The 21,410-nt window shown below is 51.6% G+C and carries 21 protein-coding genes and 1 pseudogene; 13 read left to right on the forward strand and 9 right to left on the reverse strand.

What is annotated here, in order from left to right:
• Positions 1-49: 49 nt before the first annotated feature.
• The 7 genes from G7064_RS00570 to G7064_RS00590 form a co-directional block, all read right to left on the reverse strand.
• The gene (locus G7064_RS00570; protein WP_166072027.1) at positions 50-1,708 is read right to left on the reverse strand and encodes a glycosyltransferase family 39 protein; all 1,659 of its coding nucleotides are present in this window, start codon (positions 1,706-1,708) and stop codon (positions 50-52) included.
• A 46-nt stretch (positions 1,709-1,754) separates the two neighbouring features.
• Positions 1,755-2,660, reverse strand: a complete 906-nt coding sequence (locus tag G7064_RS00575; protein ID WP_240935629.1) for a UbiA family prenyltransferase — start codon at positions 2,658-2,660, stop codon at positions 1,755-1,757.
• Positions 2,661-2,806: 146 nt separating this feature from the next.
• Complete coding sequence (locus tag G7064_RS00580) at positions 2,807-3,502, reverse strand: HAD family hydrolase (RefSeq protein WP_166072029.1); 696 nt, start codon at positions 3,500-3,502, stop codon at positions 2,807-2,809.
• A gap of 300 nt (positions 3,503-3,802) precedes the next feature.
• On the reverse strand, positions 3,803-4,168 hold the full coding sequence (locus G7064_RS22630) for an outer membrane beta-barrel family protein (RefSeq protein WP_262888631.1): 366 nt from the start codon (positions 4,166-4,168) through the stop codon (positions 3,803-3,805).
• Between the two features lie 2 nt (positions 4,169-4,170).
• On the reverse strand, positions 4,171-6,000 hold the full coding sequence (locus G7064_RS00585) for a TonB-dependent receptor domain-containing protein (RefSeq protein ID WP_262888632.1): 1,830 nt from the start codon (positions 5,998-6,000) through the stop codon (positions 4,171-4,173).
• On the reverse strand, positions 5,943-6,263 hold the full coding sequence (locus tag G7064_RS22040) for a hypothetical protein (protein ID WP_240935630.1): 321 nt from the start codon (positions 6,261-6,263) through the stop codon (positions 5,943-5,945). The genes G7064_RS00585 and G7064_RS22040 overlap by 58 nt, the downstream gene beginning before the upstream one ends.
• A 319-nt stretch (positions 6,264-6,582) precedes the next feature.
• Complete coding sequence (locus tag G7064_RS00590) at positions 6,583-7,839, reverse strand: pyridoxal phosphate-dependent aminotransferase (RefSeq protein WP_166072030.1); 1,257 nt, start codon at positions 7,837-7,839, stop codon at positions 6,583-6,585.
• A gap of 189 nt (positions 7,840-8,028) precedes the next feature.
• On the opposite strand from G7064_RS00590, the gene G7064_RS22635 reads away from it, so the two are divergent.
• The 5 genes and pseudogenes from G7064_RS22635 to G7064_RS00610 all read left to right on the forward strand — a co-directional run bounded on the left by G7064_RS22635 (position 8,029) and on the right by G7064_RS00610 (position 12,429).
• Positions 8,029-8,646, forward strand: a complete 618-nt coding sequence (locus G7064_RS22635) for a hypothetical protein (RefSeq protein ID WP_262888633.1) — start codon at positions 8,029-8,031, stop codon at positions 8,644-8,646.
• Positions 8,547-9,635 carry a hypothetical protein gene (locus G7064_RS00595; protein WP_262888653.1) on the forward strand — a complete coding sequence of 363 codons (1,089 nt, stop codon included), beginning with the start codon at positions 8,547-8,549 and terminating at the stop codon, positions 9,633-9,635. Before G7064_RS22635 ends, G7064_RS00595 begins: the two co-directional genes overlap by 100 nt.
• Before the next feature lie 19 nt (positions 9,636-9,654).
• Positions 9,655-10,095, forward strand: a complete 441-nt coding sequence (gene tsaE / locus G7064_RS00600) for a tRNA (adenosine(37)-N6)-threonylcarbamoyltransferase complex ATPase subunit type 1 TsaE (RefSeq protein WP_166072031.1) — start codon at positions 9,655-9,657, stop codon at positions 10,093-10,095.
• Positions 10,096-10,196: 101 nt separating this feature from the next.
• Positions 10,197-11,422 (forward strand): annotated as a pseudogene (locus G7064_RS00605) (alanine dehydrogenase).
• Positions 11,423-11,580: 158 nt separating this feature from the next.
• Positions 11,581-12,429 carry a GNAT family N-acetyltransferase gene (locus G7064_RS00610; protein WP_166072032.1) on the forward strand — a complete coding sequence of 283 codons (849 nt, stop codon included), beginning with the start codon at positions 11,581-11,583 and terminating at the stop codon, positions 12,427-12,429.
• A 10-nt stretch (positions 12,430-12,439) separates the two neighbouring features.
• Here G7064_RS00610 and G7064_RS00615 read toward each other — a convergent pair whose 3' ends face one another.
• Positions 12,440-13,363 carry a flavin reductase family protein gene (locus G7064_RS00615; RefSeq protein ID WP_166072033.1) on the reverse strand — a complete coding sequence of 308 codons (924 nt, stop codon included), beginning with the start codon at positions 13,361-13,363 and terminating at the stop codon, positions 12,440-12,442.
• Between the two features lie 70 nt (positions 13,364-13,433).
• On the opposite strand from G7064_RS00615, the gene G7064_RS00620 reads away from it, so the two are divergent.
• From G7064_RS00620 to G7064_RS00630, 3 genes are all read left to right on the forward strand, one after another.
• Positions 13,434-13,973, forward strand: a complete 540-nt coding sequence (locus tag G7064_RS00620) for an RNA 2'-phosphotransferase (RefSeq protein WP_166072034.1) — start codon at positions 13,434-13,436, stop codon at positions 13,971-13,973.
• 121 nt (positions 13,974-14,094) lie between these two features.
• Entirely contained in the window at positions 14,095-15,117 is a 1,023-nt protein-coding gene (locus G7064_RS00625; protein ID WP_133273081.1) for an SPFH domain-containing protein, read from the forward strand.
• Positions 15,114-16,040: an NAD(+)/NADH kinase gene (locus G7064_RS00630; RefSeq protein ID WP_166072035.1), complete on the forward strand. Its 927-nt coding sequence runs from the start codon at positions 15,114-15,116 to the stop codon at positions 16,038-16,040. The genes G7064_RS00625 and G7064_RS00630 overlap by 4 nt, the downstream gene beginning before the upstream one ends.
• Before the next feature lie 25 nt (positions 16,041-16,065).
• Here the strand turns inward: G7064_RS00630 and G7064_RS00635 are convergent, their stop codons facing one another.
• Complete coding sequence (locus G7064_RS00635) at positions 16,066-16,386, reverse strand: hypothetical protein (protein ID WP_166072036.1); 321 nt, start codon at positions 16,384-16,386, stop codon at positions 16,066-16,068.
• A gap of 271 nt (positions 16,387-16,657) precedes the next feature.
• On the opposite strand from G7064_RS00635, the gene G7064_RS00640 reads away from it, so the two are divergent.
• From G7064_RS00640 to G7064_RS00655, 5 genes are all read left to right on the forward strand, one after another.
• On the forward strand, positions 16,658-17,578 hold the full coding sequence (locus G7064_RS00640; protein ID WP_166072037.1) for a M28 family peptidase: 921 nt from the start codon (positions 16,658-16,660) through the stop codon (positions 17,576-17,578).
• A 157-nt stretch (positions 17,579-17,735) separates the two neighbouring features.
• The gene (locus tag G7064_RS00645) at positions 17,736-18,035 is read left to right on the forward strand and encodes a terminase gpP N-terminus-related DNA-binding protein (protein ID WP_166072038.1); all 300 of its coding nucleotides are present in this window, start codon (positions 17,736-17,738) and stop codon (positions 18,033-18,035) included.
• Positions 18,032-18,157, forward strand: a complete 126-nt coding sequence (locus G7064_RS22640) for a hypothetical protein (RefSeq protein ID WP_262888634.1) — start codon at positions 18,032-18,034, stop codon at positions 18,155-18,157. Before G7064_RS00645 ends, G7064_RS22640 begins: the two co-directional genes overlap by 4 nt.
• A gap of 134 nt (positions 18,158-18,291) precedes the next feature.
• Positions 18,292-19,797, forward strand: a complete 1,506-nt coding sequence (locus G7064_RS00650; protein ID WP_240731386.1) for a hypothetical protein — start codon at positions 18,292-18,294, stop codon at positions 19,795-19,797.
• An 87-nt stretch (positions 19,798-19,884) separates the two neighbouring features.
• The gene (locus G7064_RS00655) at positions 19,885-21,378 is read left to right on the forward strand and encodes an MFS transporter (RefSeq protein ID WP_166072039.1); all 1,494 of its coding nucleotides are present in this window, start codon (positions 19,885-19,887) and stop codon (positions 21,376-21,378) included.
• Positions 21,379-21,410 lie beyond the last annotated feature (32 nt).

Genomic DNA, 21,410 nt, shown 5'->3' on the forward strand with positions numbered 1-21,410 from the left:
TTTATGAGTAATAATGAGATGTCGAAAGTTTAGCTGTGCTTATTACAAGCTAATCTTTTAACTGATACAAGATAATGTGCTGATAAAATATTTTATGGCGAGAAACTTTATTTCCAAACTTGACTAATTCTTGTTCCACTGATAAAGGAGCAACATAGCCTTTTTTACTATACCAAGCTGGCTGACCTACATATTCTCCTATATCATCTTTGTTGTTGGTGTTATATATATACCAAAGTCTTTTTTTGCCTTCGAAATTTTTAAAATCAGGTGAGAGATTTCGTAGATAATCGTCCGGATCAGTCGATGTGCTTTTTACGTAGCTCCCCCTAATGGCAGTGTATTTCAAGCCATAGGCTTCTTTGTAGTAATCGTAGGCATGGCGCATATTCCAGAATACATAGACAGCATCACCTTCCTTGAAATGCTCATTGATATATAAAATTCCTTCGCGCTCAGTAGAGTTTGATAGTTTAAGAAAAGTACTTGGATTAAAAATATGCCGAGTTGAATTTGCTAAGGCAGGGCTTAGTAATAAAAATACAGCTAATAAAGCCCCCCAATATTTTAATGAAAATATTTCTATGAACTTTTCTGCCCCAAAAGCAAGGAATAGAATTAATGATGGCGCTAAGAATAAAATGAATCTATCGAAAATAGGGTAAAATTTAAAAGCTGATGCAAGGAAGGTAATAAGAATAGGTAAGAAAAGAAGAAAGAATTTAAATCTATCTGATCGGAACAGCATAATCATTCCGAATACAAGAAACAGCCCTTCTAACCAGCCTAATTTTAGAATGAATTTAACGCTGGAACTAGCAATATTTTCGTCAAGGTGCAATAACACGCCAAGAGGGTGGTAGAGCATGTTGTATGACTTCTTAATAAACCAAAGAATATCTTCAAAAGAGGTCACTTTCAAGGGCATGAACCCATCGTAGGCTTTTTCAAAGAAATCGATGAGCCAGCCGGACTGATGGTATTTGCTCAGAAACAGGATGTAAAGCAAGCTAAAGCTGAACAGCCAGAGCGAAAAGGAAATGAGATAAGTAAAGAAGCGTTTCCAGTTGCGCTCAAGAATTGTCTTTAGACTAACGGCCGAAGCTACACCAGCAAGGATAAAGATCAGCGAGAAAGAAAACCACAACAAAAGCCCCCCAGCAAGCCCCCAGAGCAACAGCGGTTGCAGGCGAGTAGCGTTGTGATATTTAGTATAAAGTAGGAGGCCCAGAACTGTGGCCAGGAGTTCGGCGCTGTACTGCTTTGCTTCGACGGAGTGGTAAATCGTTGCCCATGAAAGGGAAAGCAAGCCGACTGCGAGTACTACACCCCAGGACTTTAGATAAAAGCGAGCGACGGGAACAAAGGCGAATAGTGCACTAATACCGCAGCACAAAGAGAAAAGCCGTAGAGATTTTTCGCCTTTACCGAAAAGTAGAACGCATAGCTTAACGGTCCAGAGATAGCCGATAGGTGCCTTTTGCTCATAGGCTAAGGGTTGGGTGGCTAATTCCCAGAAATTAAGCTTGACAAGGCTAATGTTCAGATATAGCTCGTCGATGAATAATGAACGATTGTAAAAGAAATGGAAGAGGCGAAAGCCTATGCCTAGAGCTAATACTAAATACAGGGTAAGGCGCTGGTAGTGAGCCGCCGTAGCGGGGCTGGCAGGCGCAGGCTCACGCACCCCCGAAGCAGGCGCGGCCAATGTGGTAAGTGACATTAGGAGGGCCTAATAAACCAGGGAGGAGTATCTACCGGTTGTTGAGATTATAATGATCCTGTAAAAGCTGGTGTAGCCAGGGAATATCTACGAACATCAAGCCTGTTAGCAGAATACAGAACAATACCACATAGAGCATAAACCACTTGCGGGTATAAAGCTTTTCTGAGCCCTGAACCGGCGAGTCTTCCAGGAGGCCAATACGTAAGTACCAGGAAAACAAGAGCGCAAAGAAGGGGAAGCTAACGAGCAGCTCCACTCTGTTTTTTACCAGAAAAATACCTAGGAAGAACGCTGATGTAAGCGCATAAAAGAACATAGAAATAAGCAGGCTATGCTCGGTATAATACTTAAAGGACTTCCGATAAAGGCCAGCTAGCTCAGGATTATCGATGAGGCGATATTCGGCGAAGCGTTTCGTAGCCATCAGGAATGCGCCCCCCATCCAGTAGGCGACGATAATACTGGTAGCCGGAAGGGCACTAAAGAAAGATAGGGGAGTGAAATCGTGTAACGATAGAGCGGGAGCGACTATAAACCAGCCTAGTACAAATCGAATGGGGTTATTTACTGATTCGGACAAAACGTCCAGATAAACACGCTCTTTCGTACGGATGGGGCGGACGTTGTACATGATGCCCATGAAGAGCAGGAAGGCCGATACCACCATAAATGGAATCGAAATGAGGTATCCGAGACTTAAGCCCACAACGGCCAGTAGAAACCACTCGGAGTAGACGATAGCTGGATTTACCACCTTGACTACCGATGTTCTGGCCTTCTTTAAGGGGTGAAACTTATCAAATTCAGCGTCGAGGTACTCGTTGATAACGTAATTGGCCGAGGCAATAAGGCATGTGCTTGCTACTCCCATTATTACTTTTAATAACAAGGTAGTAGTGATCTGGGGGGCAAATACTATTACCGCGAAAAGCATTCCCGGTACCATGAAAACGTTTTTCGCCCAGTTGTCGGGACGGGCTATAGCTACGTAATCCCTTAGGCCTGCAGGAATTGTGGCTTGGTCTTTTGTAGCGGTGCTCTCTGAAGGCACGGATAGTGTGTTACTCATAACGGTTGTTGCTAGGCAGTGATAGGGACGGTGAGGGTATGTTCGAGCTGTTGATAAAAATTAAATTTATTGAAGGGTTTCTTATCTAGGATGAGGTATGGCATACCAGCTCTTATGGCGCATTCACCATCCATTTCTTGTCTATCGCCAATAAATAGGCATTGCTCTGGTAGTACCTGAAGCTTCTTAGCGATGTAAAGTAGCCCGGTTGGGTCTGGCTTGAGTCGATCTATTTCAGGATCGGTTGAGCTAACGATAAGGTCAGCTTCGAGACCCATCGCGAGCATCTTATCGTGTGCTTTATAATCAGAGTAGATAGCAACCTTAATTCCTTTACTCTTGAGTTTAGCAAAAAAGCTATGCGTTCCAGGATACGTGCATTGTGCTAGGTATGGATTGGGGAAGGTGAACATCCATTGCTCCACTACTTGTCTGACCTTTAACGGTGAGTAGCCTCCTTTCTCAACACACCATTCGTATTGGGCCTTTTCCAAGTTTCCACCGGCATATCCAGCACGCTTCTCGCGCTCAACTCTAAAACGCTGCAGAATCATCAGATCCTTTGCTTGCCAAGGCCTTAAGGCGTAGTGCTTAATCAACGCATAAAACATTCGCTTCCTGAGCCGCGACTGTGTATATAGAGTACCATCGACATCGAAAATAACTACTTTAATAGCACTCCAATCAACTATTGTATATCCCTTCATGTAATTTATATTCAATAATATCATTCAAACATACAATAGCTACGATTGACAATCCAAATTTTTGGCAATTTTTTATAATTTTTTCTTTAGATGGATTGCAGTTAAAGTTGATAAAACATAATGTTATTGACAATAATATCGATTTATTAAAGTAAGATGCTGATAATAAAATAGTTATATAAGTTTAAATAACCATCGAATAGCACATAAAAAAGATAGGTCCAACGCAGAATTAGAGGCTATCTCTCTGCATTGGACCGTTAATCAAAAAGTATTGGACTTGACTTTAATGTAGGGAAATTACTGAGCGCGGCGCTTTTCGTCTTCGGCTCCACTCTGCCGCCTCCGTATAGGGGCAAGCTTATCGTTGCCAAAGCGGTAAGTAAACGATAGCGTCATGACCCGTGTATCCTGCCGATTAAAGAAAGTATCCTCAAAGTTGGCGTAGGCATAGGTGGAGCGAACGGGGCTCGTATAGAGGAGGTCGGTTGCGCTCAGCTTCACGGTCGCCTTATTGGCCCAGAGTTGCTTCTGGAGGCCGACTCCTATCTGCCCGCGGGCTCGCAGGCGCTCATATCCGTAGCGCTCCGGCGCCAAATACGTGCCACTGAGGTCAGCCGTCCAGCCATGGCCGAAGCTAAATGTGCTATTGCTGCTTACATTCACTGTTACCCAAGTGCTGGGGGCATTGTTTCGGCCACTTTTCCTTCAAAGTGGTTGTAGTACAATAAGAGGTTGTTGTAGACGCTCCACCATTTAGTTGGCTCTAAGGGAGCTGTCAAGGTTAAGGAGTAATACTGGAGCGTACGAAGATTGATGTCTCGGTTCACGACAAAAAAGCCGCCTTCAACTGCTGGCTGAACCACATTAATGATCGGCAGATCGGTGATGCTATATGTTAGCGCGGCGCTAAACTTCTCCTTGAAAGTATGCGTGAGTTCAATATTATAACTGGTTTCAGGCCGTAAATAGGGGTTGCCGGTGCGGTAAGAGGTGGCATCTACGTAAGATCGGAATGGGTTGAGCTGGTTGTACGTGGGCCGATTGATTCGGCGGCTGAGGGAGAGGCTCAACTCGTGCTTGTCTGAAAGCTTGCGCTGGACGCTGGCACTAGGAAAGAGCTGAAAATAGTTGCGGTCGAAGCCTTCGTTGCCTATCGCCTGCTGACCTTCCACATTCGTTTGCTCCCCCCGCAATCCAGCCGAAATTGTAAGCTTCGGCAGAGTGCGCGTGAGAGTCACATAGCCTGCATTGATGTTTTCTTCATAGCGAAAATGGTTGCTGAAATTCAGATTCGGCGTTCGTATTCCGTCTATAATATCCTCGAATACCAAGTTATTATCAGATTCAATCAGGGTGGCTTTGAAGCCTGCTTCCAAGCGCGTAGTTCGGCGTAGGCTGCGTGTGTAGTCGGCCTTTACCGACTGAATGGTCAGGTTGCCTGCCTGATCACCATCCAATATGACCGCCGATCGACCGGGCTCGCTAAAGAAAGTAGTCAGTTCCTGATCAGCATAGCGATTGAAGCGGTCGTAGTCAATATCAACCGAGAGTGTAGGAGCGCCGCTGGAGTCGGCAAATGAATGTCTGAAATTCAGATTGCTCGTGATGCTCGGGTTATAGGGCCGCCGATTGATGGTGGAGCGGTACGTGGGCAGTGGCTGACTTTGGGCGTCAAACAACAGCGTTCTATTGGTGGCAAAACCTGGAAAGCGGCTATCCAAGCCACCCACCACTACTCCTACAACTGTGCGTTTGGAGATGGAATAATCGAGCCCACCCCGCCAGGTGTGCGACTGTAAGTGACTGCGGCCATTGTTGCGTTGGATGCTGCTACTTTGTAGTACTACTGCGTCGTAGAAGAAACGGTCGAAAGTAAGTTTTTGGAAGTTTTCCCGATCTGCGTACGCATACGATCCGAAAGCATTAATTTTCTTTTGCCGATGATTTAGGGTGAGGCCTGTGGTGAATTTGCCATACTGGCCGCGGCCATAGGCGGCATTTGCAGTACCATTTGTGCCTTGCCGCTGATCTTTTTTAAGATTGATAGCAATAATACCGGCTCCACCCTGCGCATCGTACTTGGCAGGAGGATTAGTAATGAGTTCGATACTGCTGAGCTGCTCAGCGGGCAACGCACGCAGGTAGTCCGATAGTTCGAAGCCGGTCATGGGCTGGCGCTTGCCATCAATCAAAACCAGCAGGCCTCCGCGGCCACGTAGCGCCAGGTTATCATTGCTGCCCACTGTTATGCCCGGAGCGCGCGTCAGTACATCCAGCGAAGTACTGCCGGCTGCCAGCGTTGAGCTCTCCACATTCACTATCGTACGGTCGGCCAAACGCTCATACAGAGGCTTTTGCTTTACAACGGTTACCTCCTTGAGTTGGGTAGCTTCACTGGCTTGCAGGACGATGTCGGCTAAATTTTGCCCCCCAGCAGTCAACTCGAAGGTCGGACTCCAATAACGGGTGAAGCCAACCTGAGTGACGGAAACCAAAAAAGCCCCCCCACTGCCTGCTCCAGCCGGAAAGCCCCCTGGGCATCACTGAACTCTGTTTTGACAGCCACAGAGTCGGCCGCCCGGTGCAGCGTTACGTTGGCGAATTGTATGGGTACACCTCCAACTGCATTTTGCACCCGACCTGTAACGCTACTCAGGCCAGACCCGGTTTGCGCATACACCAATTGAGAGGTCAGGAGGAGCAGGATAAGCAAATAACCTAGTCGGCCCGCGGCCGAAGTAGGTAAAGCACTTTGCATAAAGACTATATAAGGGGGAGCAGGGCTAAATTGTGGGTTGGGATAGATGTGGGCTAGAGCGTAGTTAAGAGGGCATCGTGAGCGGCGCTGTTGCGGCGCCGAAGTGGAGCAGACCTTTGCGGTATGCCGGAATGAATGGCCGCACAAAGGATGGAGTGGCGTAAGCAGGACAATTTTTCACCATTGATTACGCTTTCGCAAGTGCAACCAACAGTTAAAAATTTTGTCAATCTAAGAATTTGCGGGAGGATTAAGGAATCGGAGGAATGGGAGAAACGCTGAAAAGTGAACCTATTGCTTCCAAACCGCCCTTTGCTGACTATTTTAATTCTGTGAGGGCCGCCCGCAGTCGGGGTAACGCACCCTCAATCGACTCCAGCGAAGCGCCACCTACAGAGAGGCGAAACCAAGGCGAAGTGTCGGCGGTGCCAAAAGCACTGAAGGGCACCAAGGCTAATCCGGCCTCAGCAATCAGATAAGAGGTGAGGTCGCGGGTGGTGGCCAGCAACTGTCCCGTCGGCGTGGTCTTGCCGAGCACATCGAGTCGTGCGGTAAGATAAATGGCCCCCGCTGGAGCAATGGCGTCAACCGGAAGGCCCGAGGCTTTCAAATCCTGAAATCCTTGGTAGAGCGTATCGAGGCTACGCTGAATTTTCTGCTTGAATGCGGCCGTAAAAGTGTCAACGGCTGCGGTGTTGGGCAAGTAGTGCGCCGTGGCAACCTGCTCAGCCTTAGGAGCCCACGCACCCACATGGCCCAGAATGGACTTCATCTTGTCGATAACTCCACTCGGGCCAAAGGCATATCCTACCCGCACGCCCGTAGCGGCGAGGCACTTAGAAATACCATCAATATAGATCACGTAGTCGCGAAGCTCCGAACGTAGGTTTACGGGGTCGAAGTGCTGCGCGGTGCCGAAGGTGAGCATCCAATAAATCTGATCATACAGAACATAGAGCGGCTTTTCATTGGGGCCCCGGCGCTTATTTTCGGCTATTACCAAGTCGCAGATGGCTTCCAGATCGGCACGGGCGAACACAGTCCCGGTTGGGTTAAGCGGTGAGCATAGCGCCAGCAGCGTGGCGCCGGGCAGGTGGGGGGCAATTTCGGCGGCCGTTGGCATAAAATCATGAGCCGGGTTGGTTTCCACCATCACCGCCTCTGCACTAACCAAGTGGCAGTAGTGGTTATTATTCCACGAAGGCACCGGAAACACCACTTTGTCGCCGGGGTCCAGCAGCGCCCGATAGGTGGCGTAGATAAGCGGGCGCGAGCCACCAGCTACCAGCACATCGGCGGGGGAATAGCTTAGTCCGAGGCGCTGTTGCACAAAATCGGCGGCGGCGATGCGCAGGTCGGCTACACCATTGGCCGGCGGGTAGTTCGTTTGCCCGTCTGCATAGGCCTGCGTGATCTCGTCGCGCAGCTCTGCCGGAATGGGGAAAATAGCGGGGTCGAAGTCGCCAATGGTCAGGTTGCAGATGGCTGCACCCTTCTTAATCATCTCGCTTACCTCGTTGCCGATTTTTATGATTTCAGAGCCGATCAAGCTACCGGCCATCTTGGATACAGTCATGGGGGGCATTTTTTGGTTAAATATAACAGCCGGTTGGTAGCCGGAAAGTTGAAACCGGTTACCGACAGCGCCGCAACCCGCATCCAAAATTCGCTAAAGCTAACTGTTGGCCCATAGGAATTGTTGAACTTGCGCCCGTTTCAACCCGCCGGTCCGCGTCAGGGCCTCAGCCTAACGTCCGTCTGTTGTATGCCCGACCCGCTTACCCTTTCTCCTCAACCCGCTGCGCAAGTTCGCGGGCACCGAGAGTATCTGCCGCCGCTGCGCACTATCTTATTGCTGGCACTGGGCCTGCGGGTGCTGGCAGCGTTTTTCTCCAAGGGCTACGCTTTTCACGATGACCATTTCGACGTAATCAGTATCGCACAGGATTGGGTATACGGCCTTACCACTTGGCTGCATCAGCCCCTGCCCCCGCGCCACAGCATGACTTATACGGGGCTGCACTACGGTCTTTTTTGGCTTCTCGACGCAGTCGGCTTTACCAATCCTGACGCCAAAATGACTCTTGTACGCCTCCTGCACGGAGTTTACTCTTTGCTTACAGTGTACCTGGGCTATAAAATCACCGAGCAGCTAGCGGGCGAAACTTATGCTCGCCGGGCGGGTCTGTTGCTGGCGGTGCTCTGGTTTATGCCTTTTATGAGCGTACGCAATTTGGTCGAGATGGTGTGCATTCCGCCTTATCTGGGGGCTTTTATGTGCTGGTGCGCTACCGCGAGCGGCTCCAGGCGCGCCACTTTCTGTTGGCTGGCGCTTTATTTGGCGTATCGTTTCTGTTTCGCTATCACACGGCTTTATTTCTGATGGGCGCCAGCGCGGTGCTGGTGTTTCGGCAGCAGTGGAAAGCGGTTGCGTGGCTCACACTCGGCTTCATCGGCGTGGTTGGACTGGTTCAGGGCACCATCGACGGCGTTCTGTTTGATTATCCCATGCACTCGCTGGTGGCTTATTTCCTTTTCAATTCGAAAGGCGCCTTTCAGTATAGCACGGGCCCCGTTTACCGCTTTGCTCTTACGGTTCTGGGTTTTCTGGTGCCGCCAATCAGCGTCTTTCTGGTGTTTGGCTACGCCCGCACCCGGCGGCTGGCTCCGTTGCTCTTCTGGGGGGGAGTGCTGTTTTTTGTCGCCCATTCTTTGTTTCCAAATAAGCAGGAACGGTTTATTCTCCCGCTGTTTCCGCTGCTCATAATTCTGGGCGTGATAGGGTGGGAACGGTACGTGGCCGGCGCTGGTTTCTGGCACCGTCACCCACGATTGCTGGCGAATAGCTGGCGGTTTTTTTGGGTACTGAATGGAATTGTGGCACTGGCCTTAGCGCTAACGTATTCTAAAAAAAGCCGCGTCGAGCCGATGGTGTATCTGTCGCAAAAAAGTGATTTGCGTGGCTTGGTGCTCGATTTTGGGCCCCATGGTACCAAAATGCCCCCTGTGTTTTATCTGGGTCGAATGGGAGCCGAAGCCAGCGCCTTCATTCCCGATTCCAGCGGCGTGTGGCGGCGCTACCAGCAGCAGCACCCCCTGCCGACTAACTTCGTGATGACCTACGCGCTTAACGACGAGATGCCGCTGGAGAGGCTCACCCGCGAGCTGAATACGACGCAACGCCAGCCTAATTACCTGTTGTTGGTGGGAGAGAAGGACATCAACCGCCGCCTCGACCGACTGCGCATGCTGTTTCCGCGCCTGAAGCTGGAGCACACCATCACTCCTTCGCCCTACGACCAGGTGCTGCACGCGCTTAATCCACGCGTACACAAAGACGAGCACGTACAGATTTATCAGATTTTGAAATAAAGAGCTCACGTCCTGCGCTATGGCAATTACCGAAACCGAAATAGCCGTTTCATCCCTCGCTCACTTGCCTGCCGCCGCCGCGCAGTTGCGAGCAGCCCTCCGCGACCACACCATTATCTTATTTGAGGGTGAGATGGGAGCGGGCAAAACCACTCTAATTAAGGCACTTTGCGAAACCCTGGGCGTGCCGGCCGCTGAAGTAAGCAGCCCCACTTTTTCCTTGGTAAACGAATACCGCGACGCCCAGGATAAGCCCATCTATCACTTCGACTTTTACAGGCTCGACAATTCGGCCGAAGCTTTAGCCATGGGTGCGCTTGAGTACTTCGATTCTGGCTATCTTTGCCTGATAGAATGGCCAAGCCGAGTAGCCGACCTTTTGCCCTTGCGCCATCTACTCGTCACGCTCACGGTCACCGGCGAAGAAGCACGCGTTCTTCAATTAAAAACGATGAGTTAAAAAGCAGAGTTGAAGCAAAATCCAGTCTGTTTTTAAGTCAGTTCTATTCAATCAGTCCGCCTTACTTCATCGTCTTTCGGTAAACATTTTTACTTGCCATAATGCAGGAAGCAGTACCCCCAGGATTCGAGTCGCTGGCTACGAGCCGTGCCTATTTCACGCAGGAATCGATGCTGGCGGTGGAAACGCGTCGCCGCAAGCTCTTTATTGGCTTGCCTCGCGAGTCGTCGTTACAGGAAAATCGCCTGGGCCTGACTCCGGAGGCCGTGAAGCACCTTATCAACGAAGGCCACGAAATTGTGCTCGAAAGCGGGGCCGGCGAGCCCAGCAAATACTCCGACCACGAATTCTCGGAGGCGGGCGCTACCATCGCCTACTCCCAAAAGGAGGTGTACGAGGCCGACATTATCCTGAAAGTAGCTCCGCCCACCACCGATGAGATTAATTTGATGCGGGCCGGCCAAACCTTGATTTCGGCCCTGCAATTTGGCTCGCTCACCGGTGATTACGTCACTTCCCTCACCCGCAAAAAGATTAATGCTATTGCGTTTGAGTTGATTAAAGACCCATCAGGTGCCAGGCCGGTAGTGCGTGCCATGAGCGAAATTGCCGGCTCTACCGTCATGCTCATTGCCGCTGAATACTTGGCTCGCTCTAACGAAGGCAAAGGCATTATTCTGGGGGCATTACCGGCGTGCCGCCGTCACAGGTGGTCATTTTGGGCGCGGGTACCGTAGCTGAGTATGCCGCGCGCGCCGCGACTGGCCTGGGCGCGGAAGTGAAGGTGTTCGATAACCACATCTACAAGCTGCGCCGCCTAAAGCAAAACCTGGGTACTCAGCTGTATACCAGTACGTTGGATACCTACGTGTTGAATCAGCAAATCCGCCGCGCCGATGTGGTGATTGGCGCCCTAAATGTAGAAGAGGGCCGCATTCCGTTCATGGTGCCCGAAAGCGTCGTGGCCACCATGGCGCCAGGCTCCGTTATTATTGATGTCAGTATCGACCAGGGCGGCTGCTTCGAGACTTCGGAAATGACCAGCCACAGCAAGCCGGTTTTTCGCAAATACGACGTTGTGCATTATTGCGTACCGAATGTAGCCTCCCGCGTGCCGCGCACCGCTACGGGCGCATTAAGCAACATTTTTACGCCCATCCTCCAGGAAATCAGCCAGCACGGTGGCGTGAATGAAGTATTGTTCGCCAATGAGCATTTCCGTGCGGGTGTCTACATCTATAAAGGCTCCCTGACTAACTCGGCCATCGCGAAGAAATTCAATATGCGCTATAAGGAGCTTGGGCTGATGATTGCCGTGCGTAACTAAGAGTACGAATTTCGCTTGCAAAAAAGGCCATTTCTAACACGATATGGCCTTTTTTGTGTCGATAATCGTGCTCTGTTTATCAGAAAAAGTAGGTGCCCTGAGCACAAGCTCGCTCAGATTTATTAATTGCATACATCATCGCTACACAGTTCCCTCCAATGGAATCTACTGAAGCAGAACTCATTGCCCGTCCTGTACTTGAGTTTACGCCCATACAGGTAACCGACGCCATGAATCGCTCTTTTGAAGAGTATATGGTGCCCATGGTATTCACGCCGGCTAGCTTCGAGCGGCGTTTTCGGGGCGAGCATCTCGATGCCGAAGCCAGCAAGCTGTGGTTTCAGGGCGAAGAGTTAGTCGGAGTGGTACTTATTGCTCGGCGTGGCTGGACGAGCCGCGTGGCGGCCATGGGCCTGGTGCGGGAAGCTCGGGGCAAACACTACGGCCGGCAGATGCTGCAGGCAGCAATTGAGGAAGCTACCGCCCGCGGCGACCGTTCGATGCTGCTGGAAGTATTCGCGGCCAACGAGCCGGCACGCCGCCTCTATGAGCGGCTGGGGTTTCGCAATGAGCGCGAGTTATTCAGCTTTCGGTATGTACCCAATCCAAAAAGCCCCCCAGCGGATAGCCGAGAACTACAGGAAATAGATCCCGCAGAACTAGCCCGACTTGTACTGCTGGAAGGTGAGCCGAATATCTCATGGATGTACGCGCCCGCGACGCTGATGGGAGTCGCTGCGCCTTCTCGGGCGTTTCAGCTGGATGAAAAGGCGTACGTGATGCTGCGCCAGGATGCTAATCGTACACTATTGCAGACCGTGCTGGTACGGCCCGAGTATCGGCGGCAAGGGCGAGCGCGTGAGCTGTTGCACGCCGTAGAAGCTGCTTTTCCAGAAAAACCACTGGTAATTTCAATGCTGGCTAGCGGGCCGCTGTACTCGCTTCTGGAAGCAATGCAGTGGGAGCTAATGCCACTGCCATTGTTCGAGATGGTCCGGCCACTATAGATACCTGATTCTATGCTGGTTGAGCAAGAAGCAACGTTTTCCACGCGTCTACTAGTCGGCCTTCTTCCAGTAATTTTTTCCCCAGCAGCTCCAATTGCTGACGCTGCTCCTGGGGGGCTTTTTCGTATTTGCTGAGCGTATAAGCTACCAACGGGTCGTGGCGGAAGGCTTCGATTTCCGCCGCCGTAGGCAGCGCAGTGGCTTCTATATTGCCTAGGCGTCCCAGGTTGTTGCCGGTTAGCAGGTTGCTGTTGCGGATATGCTCCGGCAATTGGTCAATGCCGATGCCCATGTTGCGGTTGGGCTTGGGCACCTCAAACAGGCTGCTGCCCGATGCGCGGCAGTACCAGTCGCCGCCGAGGCGGGCAATGGCGTCGAGCTTGAAAGGGTCGATGCCGCTGCCGCTTGGGAGCAGGATATCCTCCCGGAAATGCGCCAGCACCACTCGACAAACGACTAGGTTGCCGGCGCCGTTGTTTTGTCCTAGCTCAATCACCTGCTCTACCACGCACTCGAAAGCTGCCGGCGCTTCGGCCACGCGCGGCGGCTTCACTTTCTGGCTCGGCACCTGCGTAAAACCGGCTTTTACGAATTCATTCACGCCCTTTTCATACTCCGTGCTGGCCAGCGACATCTGCTCGACCATGGCGTAGTCGCAAATATGAATGACGACCTCGGCCACCTCGCGCACGTTTTGCAGAGTATGCTTCTGCGAGTTGTCGCGCACCCGATTGGCTGGAGAGAACACCAGGATGGGCGGGTTGGAGCCGAAGCAGTTGAAAAAGCTGTAGGGGCTTAAGTTCACGTTTCCTTCCGCATCCACGGTGCTGGCAAAAGCGACAGGGCGTGGGGCCACGGCCCCCACCAAAAACGGGTGCAGCTCGCTGGGCTTAATGGTAGCTGGGTCGATAGTGCGAAAGGAGGGAAACGACATTAGAATTGGGGAATGCGTGAGGTGCTGTGTTTGTACTTTCAAGCCGCGAAGATGATCTATCGCCCGTGCTATGCAAAATCAACAACTGAGTAAGAAGCTGAGTTACGTGCTTCGGCATAAGCCGGAAGAATTCGGTTTACAACTTGATGCTCAAGGTTGGGTAGACGTAGCCGAACTGCTTCGTGCGCTACACGCCCGTGGACATGAAGCAAAACTAGAACAACTCCACAACGTGGTAGCTACCAATGATAAGCAACGGTTCAGCTTATCCACCGATGGTACGAAGATACGGGCCAATCAAGGGCATTCCGTGGCTGTAGATTTGGCGCTAGCCGCCGTGGCCCCACCCGAGCTACTTTACCACGGCACCGCCACGCGGTTTCTGGATTCTATTCGAAAAGACGGACTGCGGAGCGGCAGCCGTCAGCACGTGCATCTGTCCGCGGATGCTGAAACGGCTGAAGCGGTCGGGCGCCGGCATGGTAAGCCGGTGGTGCTCATCGTGCAGGCGGGCCGGTTGCACTGGGCTGGGGGGCTTTTTTACCTTTCGGCGAATGGGGTTTGGCTCACGGAAGCGGTACCGCCTCCATTTCTGGAGTTGGAAGAATAGTGAGGCCACTGGTCAAGCCTAAAACAAGTAAATCGGACAATGAATATTAGGCATGAAAAAGGCTGATAGGCCACGAAGTGTAGATACTTTTACTGTCGAGTCTCCTTTCAACTTATCCTCTATGTTTGGAATAAACCACATTCAATTCGATTCGATGACCTATGCCATTCATTACAAGAATGGTCGCATAGCTAGAGAGGGTCGGGGCTTATCCTTTTATTATTTTGCCCCGAATAGCTCTGTCGTAGCTATTCCGATGGGTAGCAATGACTTGCCCTTTATTTTCAACGAGACTACCCACGATTACCAAACGGTTTCTATTCAGGGGCAAATCACTTATAAAACGGGCAGCCCAAAACAGCTAGCCGAAGTACTCGACTTCACCGTGGATAGCCGAGGCGTGTACAAGAAAAACGACCTAGAAAAGCTGCACCAGCGCATCATCAATGAGGCTCAGACCGCGACGGCCACGTTTGTGCACAGCTTAGGCCTTAAAGATGCCATGCGCGCGGCCAAGGCCATTGAGGTAAACATACTGGAAGGACTGGCAGCTTCTAAAGCTATTCTGCTGCTAGGAATAGAAGTGCTGAGCATTAACATCTTGGCCGTGAAGGCAACCCCAGAAATGGGGCGGGCACTAGAGACAGAAACTCGCGAAAAGCTCCAGCAGGAAGCCGATCAGGCGATTTTTGAGCGGCGCAACTTTGCCGTGGAACAGGAGCGTAAAATCCGGGAAAGTGAGTTGAATACCGAAATTGCGGTAGAAGAGAAGAACAAGCAGATTGCCGAAAAGAAGATTGAAGGCGAAATGCAGAAGGCCGAAAGCAACCGCAAGTTGCGCGAAATGAAAGTGCAGGCTGATATTTCAGTTGAAGAGCAACGGAAGCTGCTCATCGCGCAAAATGCGGAAAACCAGCGCAAGGAGGCCGAAACCCGCGGCTACGTGCTCGAAACCACCCTGCGCCCCTACAAAGAGATGGATTGGAAGCTGCTGGTAGCCCTGAGCAACAACCCCGACCCCAAGTTTAACATTGCCCTGGCTTTCCGCGAATTGGCCGAGAATGCCGGCAAAATCGGCAATCTGAATATCTCGCCGGACTTGCTGGATTCCATCCTGACCGATAAACCTGAAGGCCGGCGATGAGCTTTGATTACGCTATTCTGGTAAGAAACAAAACTCGATTGGAACTGCTCATTGAGCGGTTCAATACCAAGGCTCAGGCTAAGTTCTATATCGAGAGCCTTGGGGGGCAATTTGAGGAATACGAGAGTGAAAATGACCGTTTTCAGGAGTCGTTTGCGCTGGTGCAGCGTCAGTTGTCGTCGGTTATCAAGAATAAGATTGTCGAGCGTACCTACCTACCTTCCTTTCTTTTTAATAAGAAGCAAGTGGTAGTGGTGGTCGGCCAAGATGGGCTAGTAGCTAATACCGCCAAATACGTCAATGGCATCCCCATCATCGCCATAAACCCTGATCAGGAGCGTTACGACGGCGTGTTGCTGCCCTTCACGCCCCAGGATTTTATGCCCGCCGTAGAGCGAGTAATGTCCAACCAGTTTCGGGTGCGGGAAGCGTCGCTGGCGGAGGCACGCCTAAACGATGGGCAACGCCTGCTGGCATTCAACGACTTATTTATTGGGGCCGCCTCGCATGTGTCAGCGCGCTATCGGATAGCTTACCAGGGAGCAGAAGAAAATCATTCCTCCTCAGGCATAATTGTGTCAACTAAATCGGGCTCCACGGGTTGGCTTAGCTCGATTTTTAATATGACCACCGGCATGACGCGCTTTGTGGATTCTGATCAGAAACGCTCGTCGCCACCAGCCTTAGGTGATAAGGAACTGCTATTTGTGGTACGAGAGGCCTTTCAAAGTAAGCGGACCCAATCCAGTCTTGTAGCTGGGATTCTTCATGAGGCAGCTCCGCTGGTGGTTGAATCCTTCATGCCCACCAATGGCGTAATTTTCTCCGACGGCGTGGAAAGCGACTTTTTGCAGTTTAATGCCGGGGCCATTGCCACTATTGGTGTAGCTCCCGAGAAGGCTCGACTGGTCCTGAAAGGGTAGAAGGTTTCGCCTGTAAATACCCTCATCAATCATCATAGTGCCATTTGCGGCTTCTACTGTCATAGCTGGCTTCTACCATTGTGCCCGAATAGTACTGAATAGAGTAGTTCTGATTAGCTAAAGCATTCGCCGAATCGGGCTGATGAAAGTGAATTTTATAAATGAATGGCCTACCATGTAGTAATCCTTTGGCTGTGGATGGAACCTTCGTCAGCTGCTGCGGCACCAGTTGCTCCAGCGAATCAGGGTAATGACCGTGCTGCTTTTGGTAGATAGTTAACTGCTGAATGATCGTGTCAGCCCTTCGCTTGGTTGTTGTGTCTTGCCATTGCCATACAGGTATCATTATGGGAAAAATGAGAAAGGACAAAACCGCGGTTGAACCAAGAATTCGACGGGTAATTATAGATGCATTCGAAATCCAAAATACCGGAATCAAAAAATAAATGAACAGTAGAATTAGCGACGCAAACAGTTGAAGCATCATTAATAATGGCTCACTTGCTTCTGCATGCACATATAGTACAATAACTAGGATTAAGGCCGTTGTTCGAAGGGAAGAACGGCTAATAGATAACTTCACAACGAACAAGGTTTAGCTAATACCTGCGCAGTTTATGCATTTACGATTGTCTTTGCTCACTTATTTATTGTTGAGCACATTGTACGCCAGTGGCTTCGATACCGCCGACTCCGTGCGCCTGCGCCAGCACCTCACATACCTAACGGCTACACCCCAACCGCGCAATTATCAGCAGGTAGCGGTGCTCGATACCGTGGCCGCTTATATTAACCAACAGTTGCACAGTGCCGGGGCTCGCCTCAGCGACCAGCCCTATGAAGTGGGAGGGCAAATTTATCGCAACGTCATCGGCTCCTTCGGCCCTGTTGATGGGCCACGCCTCATTGTGGGTGCTCACTACGATGTGTGCGGCGACCAGCCCGGCGCCGACGACAACGGCTCCGGCGTAGCTGCGCTATTGGAGCTGGCGCGCCTGTTGGGTCAGCAGCCGCAACTTTCCTATCGCGTTGATTTGGTGGCGTATACCTTGGAGGAGCCGCCCTTTTTCCGCACCAAAAACATGGGTAGCTATGTCCACGCCAAATCACTGCACGATCAGGGTGTGACCGTACGCGGGATGGTGGCACTGGAAACCCTTGGCTACTACGACGACCGCAAAGGCTCCCAAGATTACCCTGTTGGCCTGCTGAGCCTTATCTATGGCACCCGCGGCAATTACCTCACCGTAGCCCAGAAATTCGGAAATGGAAGCTTTGGGCGGCAGTTTGCGCGGCGCTGTCGCCAGGAAGCCGCTTTGCCTGTTAAGCGGTTTAAAGCGCCGGCCTGGCTACCCGGCATCGACTTTTCTGACCACCTCAACTACTGGCAGTTTGGCTATTCTGCCGTGCTGGTTACTGACACCGCGTTCTACCGCAATAAGCATTACCATGAGCCTACCGATACTCTGGACCGTCTCGATCTGCGCCGCCTGAGCTTGGCCGTAGATGCTGTATTGGCGGCACTGGTTGAGGCGTAAGCACCAACCTGCTTCATGATGCTATACTGGTTATGAGTCGGTTGCGAGCAGATTTCGGATATGCCGGAATAGGTCTGTTTTTATATAATTAGCTAATCTGCTATATCTTTACTAAATAGGTATAGCTTCAAGGCTTTACACTCGAAAATTGCCCCCCATGACCAAGCCCTCCTGCCCCAAGTGCGATACCACCGAAGCAACAAAAAGTGGCGTTGTAGGTGGCAGACAGCGTTATAAGTGCAAGAATTGTGGCTACCATTTTTCGGTGGCTAAGGTGGGCCGAGAAATCAATTCGTACTATGTTATAAAAGCGCTTCAACTGTACGTGGAGGGTGTCAGCTACCGTGAGATAGAGCGCTTGCTGGGTGTAAGCCACGTGAGCGTAATGAACTGGGTGAAAAAATACGGTGTAAAAGCCCCCGCCAAACCGATTATCACCCGACGTATAAAATATTGAATCAGAAGGAGCTGGCGGAGTTTTTTCAGGATCCGCAGCAGCTGAAAGGAGCGGGGCTAGTGGTTACGGAACTAGGTGATAAGTATATGATGATCCGCTGGGAGCGGTTCAAAAGCGTATAAAGCTATAGTAGTTAGCGGAAGTATAGCAAGGGTGTGCTTTCGCTGCAAGGATTTTCCTACTTGGTTGGGCCGAACCGGAGAATCGCTCTGGTTTCGGGTAGATGTTCCCACACTTCTTACCCATCCAAGATCCTATGCGAACCGCCCGTTACGCGTTGGCCATCAGTGCCCTATTATCCGCCGCTGGAGCTTCAGCCCAGGTGCAGCCCCCACCCGTCGGAGGACAACCCGCCCCACCGCCAGCAGCGCCGGCACCCGCTCCACCTACCCCCACGGCCACAGAGTCTGTGCCTTACGGGGCCGGCATGAAAGTGCCCTTATCGCCTGATGGCTCTAAGTACCTGCGTTTCATCACCTGGCACCAAGTCTGGACGCGCTACACGGAGAATAACACCGGCACCCTGCGCGCGCCCAACAAGCCCCAGAGCGACCAGATTGACTTTGCCCTTCGCCGCTCGCGCTTTATCGTGCTGTCGCAGCTGAATCCGCGGTTTTTGGTCTACACCCACATCGGTATCAACAACCAAACAGCCGTGAGCGGCGGCGTGGCCCCGGCTACCGACGGTAAAAAACCGCAGCTATTTGTGCACGAGGCGGTAGTAGAGTATAAGGTGAACAAATACCTCAATCTGGGGGCCGGCATGCACTACCAGAATGGCCTGTCGCGCATGACGCGCTCCAGTACCATCAATTACCTCACACTGGATGCGCCGCTCACCAACTGGCCGGTGATTGAAGCCATTGATCAATTTGTGCGGGGTATTGGGGTATATGGCAAGGGCCGAATTGGTAAGCTCGACTATGTACTTTCGGTGAACGAGTCGTTCCTGACAAACCAAACCGGCGCACTCAGCACACCGCTTGGCCTGGGCACAACAGTAGGCACGGGCGCTACTGCCGTGAATACCGGCACCAACACCGCCCAATACAACCCCCAGGGTACTGACCATGTCTACCAGGGCTATTTTAGCTATGAGTTTCTGGAGCAGGAAGCCAACCTGTTGCCCTTCAACGTGGGTACCTACCTAGGCACCAAGCGGGTATTTAACATTGGAGCAGGCTTCTTTTACAACAATGATGGTATGGTATCGCGCCCCACGAGCAGCATCGTAAATGGCGCCCAGATTGCCGATCCTAATAGCATTCAAACGACTAAAAGCGATATCGCCCTGTTCTCGGCTGATGTGTTTTTTGATACCCCCATCAATAAGGAAACTGGCACTGCTTTCACACTTTACGGGGTATACTACAACTATAACATGGGCCCCAACCATGTGCGGTTTATTGGAGCTTCTAATCCTGGCTACGGCACCGATGCTCGCCGTGGCAATGCCGTGCCCCACTCCGGCACCGGCAATGTAGGCTACCTGCAAGCTGGCTATCTGCTGCCCAAAAGCCTGCTTGGCCCCAAACTGCGCGTGCAGCCTTATGCCTCGCACTTACTGGCCAACTATGAGGGCCTGCGCCGCAACAACGGAGAAACCCGGAACGTCAATATTTTCGATGCGGGGGCCAATTTTTACATCGACGGCCACAACGCCAAGTTCACGCTCAACTACCGCGCCCGCCCCGACTTTACCGACATCAACAACCTGAATTATCGCCCTGAAATTACGCTCCAGACCCAGGTATCCTTGTAATACTCGGTTTGCCCTGGTGCTTGACCAGCACGCGCTTGCCCTTAAAACTCCTCCCCATACTCCACAACATAAAAAACTCCCATCGGCATGGAAAATACTGTAAATCCCGGCTATGGCGCTGTCGCGGATGCGCCTGTAGAACACGATAACAACGCGGTATCGGAAAGTAAAATCTGGCAGGTTATTACGGCCTCCTCCGTAGGCACCGTCATCGAATGGTACGATTTCTACATTTTCGGTTCTCTGGCCGCCATTATCGGTCCGGTGCTGTTTGGTACTACGGGTAAGATTGAGGACACCATTCTGGGTACGCTGGCTGTGTTTGGAGCAGGCTTTATTGTGCGCCCTTTCGGGGCAGTGTTCTTCGGGCGTATTGGTGATATGATTGGCCGGAAGTACACCTTCCTGCTCACGCTGCTGATCATGGGGGGCGCCACATTCATCACCGGCCTCATTCCAAGCTACGACAAGATCGGGGTTGCCGCCCCTATTATTGTTACGCTGCTGCGCTTGCTGCAAGGTTTGGCCCTGGGGGGCGAATATGGCGGTGCTACCACCTATGTGGCCGAGCACTCGCCCGATAACCGGCGGGGCTACTTCACTTCTTTCATCCAGATTACGGCCACCGCGGGTCTGTTTTTGAGCATTCTGGTTATTATCATTACCCGCAAGAGCTTGGGCGAAGAAGCCTTCAAAGAGTGGGGGTGGCGCATTCCGTTTCTCCTCTCCGGTGCCTTGGTAATTGCCTCTTACTACATCCGCCGCAAGCTCCACGAGTCGCCGCTTTTTGCGAAGGCCAAAGCCGAAGGCAAAACCAGCAAGAGCCCCTTACGCGAGTCGTTCGTGAACCCCGTAAACCGCCGTTTGGTGCTCATTTCGCTGTTTGGCGCTACTATGGGCCAAGGTGTAGTATGGTACACGGGTCAATTCTACGCCTATTCCTTCATGCAAAACGTGTTGAAGCTTGACCTAGTAGACGCCAGTATTGTGCTGTGCGCGGCCTTGCTGCTCGCTACGCCATTCTTCGTGTATTTTGGAAGCCTTTCCGACCGCATCGGCCGTAAGAAAATTATTATGATGGGACTGCTGTGCGGCGCCTTATTCACTATTCCGATTTTCTACGGTCTTAAAGCCTTTGCTGGCCCCCTCACGGAAGTGACTGCTGCTACCGTAGATGCCACCGGAAAAGCCATTCCGGCCGTGATGAAGGCGCTCAGCCCCAACTTGATGGCTATGACCGCCCTTACATTCTGCCTCGTGCTATTCGTGACAATGGCCTATGGTCCGATTGCGGCCTACTTGGTCGAGTTGTTCCCCACCAAGGTGCGCTATACTTCACTTTCCTTGCCTTATCATATTGGCAACGGTGTATTTGGTGGCTTTGTGCCTTTCATCGCTACGGCGCTCACGCTTTGGGCCGCTAGTAAGCCTGAGGGTACACTTTGGAAGGAGTACAGCAGCTTTGCCGGCCTGATATACCCAGTTAGTATTGCCCTCATCTGCTGGTTTATTGGCCAGGCGCTCATGAAGGATGTGCGCAACGTGCGCCTCATGGAGGAGGGCTCCGGTAGCACACACTAAAGAATCTATAACAGGCCGCCCAGCACTGTTAA

It is taken from the genome of Hymenobacter sp. HDW8 (assembly GCF_011305775.1).
Taxonomy (GTDB): domain Bacteria; phylum Bacteroidota; class Bacteroidia; order Cytophagales; family Hymenobacteraceae; genus Hymenobacter; species Hymenobacter radiodurans.